Origin of the sequence: Streptomyces longispororuber, assembly GCF_014656095.1 — a bacterium.
In the GTDB taxonomy this organism is placed as follows: Bacteria; Actinomycetota; Actinomycetes; order Streptomycetales; family Streptomycetaceae; genus Streptomyces; species Streptomyces longispororuber.
The window spans coordinates 1-8,250 of the sequence record NZ_BNBT01000238.1; the positions used below are offsets into that span (position 1 = coordinate 1).

4 protein-coding genes and 2 pseudogenes are annotated in these 8,250 nt (G+C 74.5%); 3 read left to right on the forward strand and 3 right to left on the reverse strand.

Features of this window, described 5'->3' with window-relative positions:
* The 3 genes and pseudogenes from IE330_RS36760 to IE330_RS36770 form a co-directional block, all read right to left on the reverse strand.
* The coding region (locus IE330_RS36760; RefSeq protein ID WP_308439077.1) for a serine/threonine-protein kinase at positions 1 to 1,370 on the reverse strand (1,370 nt) is incomplete at its 3' end.
* Positions 1,371 to 1,530: 160 nt separating this feature from the next.
* A complete protein-coding gene (locus tag IE330_RS36765; protein ID WP_190140536.1) occupies positions 1,531 to 1,971 on the reverse strand; it encodes a VOC family protein in 441 nt (146 codons plus the stop codon).
* Positions 1,972 to 2,040: 69 nt separating this feature from the next.
* Positions 2,041 to 2,523, reverse strand: a pseudogene (locus IE330_RS36770) (hemerythrin domain-containing protein); the annotation flags it as partial.
* A gap of 645 nt (positions 2,524 to 3,168) precedes the next feature.
* On the opposite strand from IE330_RS36770, the gene IE330_RS36775 reads away from it, so the two are divergent.
* From IE330_RS36775 to IE330_RS36785, 3 genes and pseudogenes are all read left to right on the forward strand, one after another.
* Entirely contained in the window at positions 3,169 to 4,368 is a 1,200-nt protein-coding gene (locus IE330_RS36775) for a S8 family peptidase (protein ID WP_190140533.1), read from the forward strand.
* Between the two features lie 305 nt (positions 4,369 to 4,673).
* Positions 4,674 to 5,852 carry a S8 family peptidase gene (locus IE330_RS36780; RefSeq protein ID WP_190140534.1) on the forward strand — a complete coding sequence of 393 codons (1,179 nt, stop codon included), beginning with the start codon at positions 4,674 to 4,676 and terminating at the stop codon, positions 5,850 to 5,852.
* 306 nt (positions 5,853 to 6,158) lie between these two features.
* Positions 6,159 to 8,200 (forward strand): annotated as a pseudogene (locus IE330_RS36785) (alpha-1,4-glucan--maltose-1-phosphate maltosyltransferase).
* The last annotated feature ends 50 nt before the right edge of the window (positions 8,201 to 8,250 follow it).

Consider the following 8,250-nt stretch of genomic DNA (forward strand, 5'->3'; position numbering starts at 1 on the left):
AGCACGGCGAGCGCGGTGCGGCGGCGCCGCCGCGGCGGGGCCGGCGAGGTGACCGTCGCGCCGTGCGCGGCGGCGCCCATCGTGGGCAGCTCGTGGGGCGAGGCGGGCGAGGTGCCCGGCGCGGTCGGGGTGTTGAGGACGGTGGGTGACCACGTGGGCGTGGGGTCCTGGCCCGGCGGTACGGACACCGCGTCCGGCGATACGGACGCCCCGTCCGGCGATACGGACGCCCCGTCCGGCGGTACGGAGTCCGGCGGTACGGGCGCCGCGTCCGGCGGGGCGCCGGGGGCGGCGCGCGGCACCCGGGGCGGTGCGGGCAGCGGCAGGAGCGGGCGCCCCGTGGCGCAGAGCTGCCGGACGTCGCGCCGCACCTCGCCGATGGCCTCCAGGACGGGCGCGGGCCAGCCGAACCCGTCGCCACCGTCGCCGTCCGCGCCGCGCGGGGCGGCGAGCCGCTCGGCCAGTTCCTCCGGGCCGGGCCGCGCCGCCGGGTCCACGACCAGGCAGGCGGCGAGCACGTCCCGCAACGCGTCGGGCACCGCGTCCAGTTCGGCCTCGGCGCGGGAGACCCGGTACAGGACGGCGGCCACCGGCCCGTCGCCGAACGGGTCGCGGCCCGCGGCCGCGTAGGTGAGCACGGAGGCGAGGCAGAAGACGTCGGAGGCGGTGACCACGTGCCGTCCCCCGGCGACGTGTTCGGGAGACATGAACCCGGGGGTGCCGACGAGCAGCCCGGTGGAGGTCATGGTGGTGGCGCCGGGGGTGCGGGCGACGCCGAAGTCGATGAGCTTGGGGCCGTCCGCCGCGAGCAGGACGTTGGCGGGCTTCAGGTCGCGGTGCAGCGCACCGGCGGCGTGCACGGCGGCGAGGGCGCGCGCCAGGGCGGTGCCGAGCGCGGCGACGGCCGCGGCAGGCAGCGGGCCGTGCCGGCGCACCGCGTCGGCGAGGGTGGGCCCGGCGACGTACTCCGTGGCGAGCCAGGGCTGTTCGGCGTCGGCGTCCCCGGCGACGAGGCGGGCGACGTGCGGGTGGGTGACGGAGCGGGCGACGGCGATCTCGCGCCGGAAGCGGGCCCGGAAGGCGGGCTCGCCCGCGACGTCCCGGCGTACGGCCTTGACGGCGACGAGCCCGTCCGGGTCGTACGGCGCGGGCGGTCCGCCGGGGCCGGAGGCGCCGTCCGGCGCGGGTCGGCCGGCGGACCCGGACGCGTCGTACGCCCCAGGGCGGTCGCGGGGCCCGGGGGCGTCCGGCCCGCCCGGCTCCGCACAGGCCCGCGCCGGGACGCCGAGGAACACCTCGCCCATGCCGCCCGCGCCGAGCCGGGCGATGGTCTCGTACGGCCCGATCCGACGCGGGGAAGCGTCCCTCAACCGACCGATCATCCCGCCCCGTCCCCCTGTGCTCCCGTGTGCCCGAGGCCCCGTCAGGGGCCGTTCGCATGCCCCTGACAGAACGCCCCGGCAGAGTAGCGGACCGGCGCGTACCGGCGCGCGTGCGAGGGACCGTGCGCCGGTACGCGAGGGGGCCGGGTCAGGCCTGGGCCTCCGGGTCCTCGGCGTCCTGGGCGTCTTGGGCGTCCTCGGCGTCCTGGGGGTACCAGCGCAGCTCGACCGAGTTCCCGTCGGGGTCGCGCACGTAGATCGACTGGGCGTCGCCGCGGGCGCCGAAGCGGCCGACCGGGCCCTCCAGGACCGTGAACGCCCCCGAGTCGACGACCTCCTGCCAGTCGAGCGGCTCGACGACGAGGCAGATGTGGTCGACGTTGGCCTCACCGCGCTCCCCGGCGACGAGGTCGATGATGGTCACCGGGCTGACCCGCGCCGACGGGAACGGCACCTCGCCCGCGCGCCACTCCTCCACGCGGACGCCTTCCAGGCCGAGCGTGCCGCAGTAGAACTCCAGGGCGCGCTCGACGTCCTGGACGGTGAGCACCAGGTGGTCGAAGTCCTTGACGCGGACGGGACTGGTCATCGGGGTGTCCTCCTCGGGGTCGGGTACGGGCGGGCCGGGCGGGAACGGCACGTCGGCCAGGACCGGCACCAGCCAGGTCTCTTCATACGCCAGATGGTCCCTGAGCCGCCCCGCCAAGTCGTCGAACGTGATCAGGAACTCCTCGGCCGGCGCCGTGCCGAGGTCGTCGAGCAGGGCGAGCAGCCGCTCCTTGAGGCGGGCGATCTCGCGGTGCTCCTCGCCGAGGCGGGTGAGCGGGTCGCGCAGGTGCGGGTGGTGCGCGAGGACCCCCGGGAAGACGTGGTCGTCCTCGCCGGTGTGGTGGAAGGTGAGCGCGTCGCAGAACTCCAGGCAGCGCTGCCGGATCTGGAGGCCGAGGCCGGGCGCGGGCGGTTCACCGGGGCCCTGGTGGGCGGCGCGCGCCGCCAGGTGCGCGGCGGACTCGGCGCGCAGGTGGGTCAGTTGGTCGCGCAGCCAGTCGTGTACGTCGAGGAGCTTGTCGGCGAGGGTGGTCACGGCGCGGGGTTCCCGGGGCGTGGCCAGGGCTGCGGGTACGCGTGTGGGCGTGGTCATGCGGAAGGTGCTCCAGACAGGGGGATGCGGCGCGCGGCGGCACACGGGCGGGCGCGGCGCGCGGAGGAACGGAAGAAGGCAGGGGAGACGGAGGGTCCCGGGCGCGGTTACGTCAGCCGGGCGGCGACGAGGGCGCGGGGACGCCGTCGCCGTACGGCGACATGGCGGGTGTACGCAAGGTCGTGTCCCTTGGTGAAGGTGCTCGCCCGGTCGGGGGCCTGCCCACTGCTCTCCGGCCCGAGCCACGCGGCACGCGCACCATTACAGGCGCCGGTACCGCACCCTGTCAACGCGATACCGGGGCCGGGGGGGGCAGCCCCGCCCGGCTGGGTCGGCACCCGCCCGTCCCCCGCCGGGTCCGGATCCCGGTCGTGGGCGGGGCGGGTTGCCGCCCGGGGCCCTGTCCCGATCATCGGGGCACCGCGAAACCCAAGTCAATCCTCGGCTTTACTAGCATGCTCCCAAGCAACAGCTTGGATTGAGCCGTCCTCAGCCGGAGCGAGGGGCGATATGACCGATTCCGCCTCGCGTTCCGGCTTGTGACGGCTCATCCGCACACGAGACGCTGCCGAGCACGCCTGCGGTCGCGCAGCGCGTACAGGACAGGGCGTGCGGGACAGGGCGTCCAGGGGAGGGAACCGGTACATGGATTCGATACGCGCGAGAAGACGGCGCTGGGCGGGGGCCGTCGCGGCCGTCACCACCGCGGGCCTGGTGTCCGCGGCCACGCCGGCCATCGGCGCCGACGCGGGTGGCGCGAGCGAGGGCCGCGGCGCCACCTACATCGTGACGCTGGCGGCGGGCACCAAGTCCACCTCCGGCGACGGCAGGGAGGTCGCCGGCAAGTACGGCGCCCGCATCCAGCACACGTACAGCGCGGCGCTCAACGGCTACACCGTCCGGGCCACCGCGGAGCAGGCGCGGCGCCTCGCCGCCGACCCGGCCGTCACCGGCGTGGTCGCGGACCGCACGGTGCACGTGGAGCCGCGGGGCATCTCCCGCGTCCGGTCGCAGCAGGCCAACCCGCCGTGGGGCCTGGACCGGATCGACCAAAAGAGCCTGCCGCTGAACAAGCGCTACACCGCGCCGCGGTCGAAGGGCGCCGGGGTGACCGTCTACGTCATCGACACCGGCGTGCGCACCTCGCACAAGGACTTCGGCGGCCGGGCCCGCTCCGGCTGGGACTTCATCGGGAACGACGCGAACGCGCAGGACGCCAACGGCCACGGCACGCACGTGGCCGGGACCGTCGCGGGCGCGAAGTACGGCGTGGCGAAGAAGGCCAAGATCGTGGCCGTGCGCGTGCTCGACAGCGAGGGCGGCGGCACGCTCGGCGGGATCATCGCGGGCGTCGACTGGGTGACCCGGCACGCGCGCGGGCCCGCCGTCGCCAACATGAGCATCGGCGTCCCGGCCTTCGGACCGCTGGACACGGCCGTGCGCAAGTCGATCGCCTCCGGCGTCACCTACACGGTGGCGGCCGGCAACGAGAACGAGTCGGCCACCCTCTCCTCGCCGGCCCGCGTCAAGGAGGCCGTCACCGTGGGGGCGACCGACCGCCGCGACAAGCGCGCCTGGTTCTCCAACAAGGGCTCGCGCCTGGACCTGTTCGCCCCGGGCGTGGCGGTGAAGTCCGCGTCGAACCGGAGCAACACCGCGACGGACACCTTCGACGGCACCTCGATGGCGGCGCCGCACGTCGCCGGGGCCGCGGCCCTCTACCTCTCCGACCACCGCACGGCCAAGCCCGCGAAGGTCGCCAAGTGGCTCACCGACCGGTCGGTGAGGAACAAGCTGTCCGGTGTCGGCTCCGGGTCGCCGAACCGCCTGCTCCAAGTGAAGTAGCCCGTACCGACGGCCCCCCGGCAGGACGCTCCACCGCCTGCCGGGGGGCCGTCTCGTGCTCCGGGGGGACCCGGCACCCGAGCCGGACCTCGGGTCTCCCCCGCTCCTCCAAGCCTGTGCTCGGGTTGCACGAGTACGCTCGGGGCAAGCCTGGGCAAGTCCTGGTAAAGCGGGTTTCCCCCGCCTCGCACCGGCTTGTAGCCCTCCACCCCGCCGGTCACGCTGCCATGGACGCGTGCCGTCACGCGGCCGGGCACGCGGTCGCAGGGGAGGGAAGGTCGCGTCCCAGGAGGGGGAGCCAGCACATGCGCAAGAACATCACGCTGCCGCGAGCGCGGCACATACGGTGGACCGCCGTCGCGACGACCGTCGCCACGGCGGCCACGCTCGCCGTCGTCGCACCGGCCGCGGGCGCCGCGCCCGAGGCCGCCGACCGCGGCTACATCGTCACCCTGAAGGCGGACACCCGCGCCGCGTCCGAGGAGGGCAGGGACCTCGCCGAGGAGTACGGGGTCCGGATCAGCCACACCTACCGCGCCGCCCTCAACGGCTTCGCGGTCAAGGCCAGCCCCGCCGAGGCGCGGCGGCTCGCTGCCGACCCGTCGGTTGCCGCGGTCAGCCGGGATGCCGCGGTCCACGCCGACCGGATCCAGCCGTTCCCGCCGTCCTGGGGCCTGGACCGCGTCGACCAGGTGCGGCTGCCGCTCAACCGCCTCTACCGCTACCCGGACACGGCGGGCGCCGGCGTCACCGTGTACGTCGTCGACACCGGCGTGCGCACCACCCACCGGGACTTCGGCGGCCGGGCCCGGTCCGGCTTCGACTTCGTGGACAACGACCCGGTGGCCGAGGACGGCAACGGGCACGGCACGCACGTGGCCGGGACCGCCGCGGGCACGAAGTACGGCGTCGCCAAGAAGGCCCAGGTCGTGGGCGTGCGCGTGCTCAACAACCAGGGCTCGGGCACGATCGCCCAGGTGATCGCGGGCATCGACTTCGTGACCAGGACCGCGCGCAAGCCCGCGGTGGTCAACATGAGCCTGGGCGGCGGCCCCAACGCGGCGCTCGACCAGGCCGTGCGGAACTCCATCGCGTCCGGGCTGACGTACAGCGTGGCCGCCGGGAACTCCAACCAGCCCGCGAGCGGGTCCTCGCCCGCGCGCGTCGCGGAGGCGCTCACGGTGGCGGCCTCCGACCGAGGCGACCGACGGGCCGCGTTCTCCAACTGGGGCCTCCGCGTGGACCTGTTCGCACCCGGTCTGGGCATCCGGTCGGCGGGCATCGCCGACGACAACGCGTCCCGGGAGCTGTCCGGCACGTCGATGGCGGCGCCGCACGCCGCCGGGGCCGCGGCGCTCTACCTCGCCCAGCGGCGGTTCGCCACGCCCGCCGAGGTGATGCGGGTCCTGGTGGACCGGTCCGCCAAGAACCTGATCGGCAACCCGGCCCCCGGCACGCCCAACAGGCTGCTCCAGGTCCGCTGATCCACACCACGGGCCCGCGCCGACCGCGCCACGGCGGCGCGGGCCCCACCGGCCGCTCCGGCCGCCCGACGCCCCCGGCAGGACGCACTCCCTCCTGCCGGGGGTCCGCCGTGCCCGGCCGCGGCCGGTCTTGTGTACGTCGTTACGCGTGAGTAGTTAACAACGCGCCGGATTGCCCACCCGAGAAGCGTGGGAAGGCTCCTCCGGTACGCGCGTGCACCCGTCCGGTCCACCGACGCGCACGCGCACCCGCGGAACCCCTCCACGACCAGAATCCGCCGACGCGTACGCGGAACAGGAGCGGTCATGCCCGAACCCAGCGAGTCCGTACGGGAGTTCACCTCCGTACCCGTCACCGGACGGATCCCGATACTCGGCGTCGAGCCGTCGGTCCTCGGCGGCAGAAGGCCCGCCAAGGCCGTGCCCGGCGAGACGTTCCAGGTCAGCGCCACCGTCTTCCGCGAAGGACACGACGCGGTCGCCGCGAACGTGGTGCTCAGGGACCCGGTGGGACGGGCCGGACCGTGGACGCCGATGCGGGAGCTGGCGCCGGGCACCGACCGGTGGGGCGCCGACGTGACGCCGGACGCCCCCGGCGACTGGACGTTCACGGTGGAGGCGTGGAGCGACCCCCTCTCGACCTGGCGCCACCACGCGCGGATCAAGATACCGGCGGGCATCGACACCGACCTGGTCCTCCAGGAGGGCGTCCTGCTGTACGAGCGCGCCGCCGCCGGGGTGCCCGCCGCGCTGCGCGACCCCGTCGACGCCGCGATCGAGGCGCTGCGCGACACCTCGCGGGCGCCCGCCGCGCGCCTGGCCGGGGCGCTCACCCCCGAGGTGGACGCCGTCCTCGCGGCCCATCCGCTGCGCGAGCTGGTCACCTCCACCGGGCCGTTCCCCCTGCGGGTGGACCGCGAGCGGGCGCTCTTCGGCTCCTGGTACGAGTTCTTCCCGCGCTCGGAGGGTGCCGTGGTCCGCCCCGGCGAGCCGCCGGTGTCCGGCACGTTCCGCACGGCGGCGAAGCGGCTGCCCGCCATCGCGGACATGGGCTTCGACGTGGTCTATCTGCCGCCCGTCCACCCCATCGGCACCACCTTCCGCAAGGGCCCCAACAACTCCCTGTCGGCCGGGCCGCACGACGTGGGGGTGCCCTGGGCGATCGGCTCCCCGGAGGGCGGGCACGACGCGGTCCACCCGGACCTGGGCACGCTGGACGACTTCGACGCCTTCGTGGCCGAGGCGCACCGCCTGGGCCTGGAGGTGGCGCTCGACTTCGCGCTCCAGTGCTCGCCCGACCACCCGTGGGTGGAGAAGCACCCCGACTGGTTCGCCCGCCGCGTCGACGGCTCCGTCGCGTACGCGGAGAACCCGCCGAAGAAGTACCAGGACATCTACCCGATCCACTTCGACCGGGACCTGCCGGGCATCACCGCCGAAACGGTCCGGCTGCTGCGCTTCTGGATGGGGCACGGGGTGCGCGTCTTCCGCGTCGACAACCCGCACACCAAGCCGGTGGCGTTCTGGGAGCGGGTCCTCGCCGACATCCACCGCACGGATCCGGACGTCCTGTTCCTCGCCGAGGCCTTCACCCGCCCCGCGATGCTGCGCACCCTCGCCGCGATCGGCTTCCACCAGTCGTACACGTACTTCACGTGGCGCAACACCAAGGAGGAACTGACCGACTACCTCACGGAGTTGTCGACCGAGACCGCGCACTACCTGCGGCCCAACTTCTTCGTGAACACCCCCGACATCCTGCACGCCTACCTCCAGGAGGGCGGGCGCCCGGCCTTCGCGGTCCGCGCGGTGCTCGCCGCGACCCTCTCCCCCACCTGGGGCGTGTACAGCGGGTTCGAGCTGTGCGAGAACACCCCGCTGCGGCCCGGCAGCGAGGAGTACCTGCACTCGGAGAAGTACGAGCTGCGCCCGCGCGACTGGGCCGCCGCCGAACGCGAGGGCCGCACCCTCGCGCCCCTGCTCACCACGCTCAACCGGGTCCGGCGCTCCAATCCGGCCCTGCGCCGCCTGCGCGACCTGCGCTTCCACGAGGCCGACAACCCCTCGGTGCTCGCGTACTCCAAGACGGCGGCGAGCACGCACGGTTCGAACACGGTTCTGGTGGTCGTGAACCTCGACCCTCACCACACCCAGGAGGCCACGGTCTCGTTGAACATGCCACAGCTCGGGCTCGACTGGCACGAGTCCGTGCCGGTGCGCGACGAGCTCACCGGCGAGACCTACCACTGGGGCAGGGCCAACTACGTGCGTCTTGATCCGGGCGTCACGCCCGCGCACGTACTCGTCCTGCGACCGTCCTACCGCTGATCGGAGGGTCACCCACATGATCGTCAATGAGCCCGTCCAGGACACCTTCGAGGACACCCCCGCCAAGGAC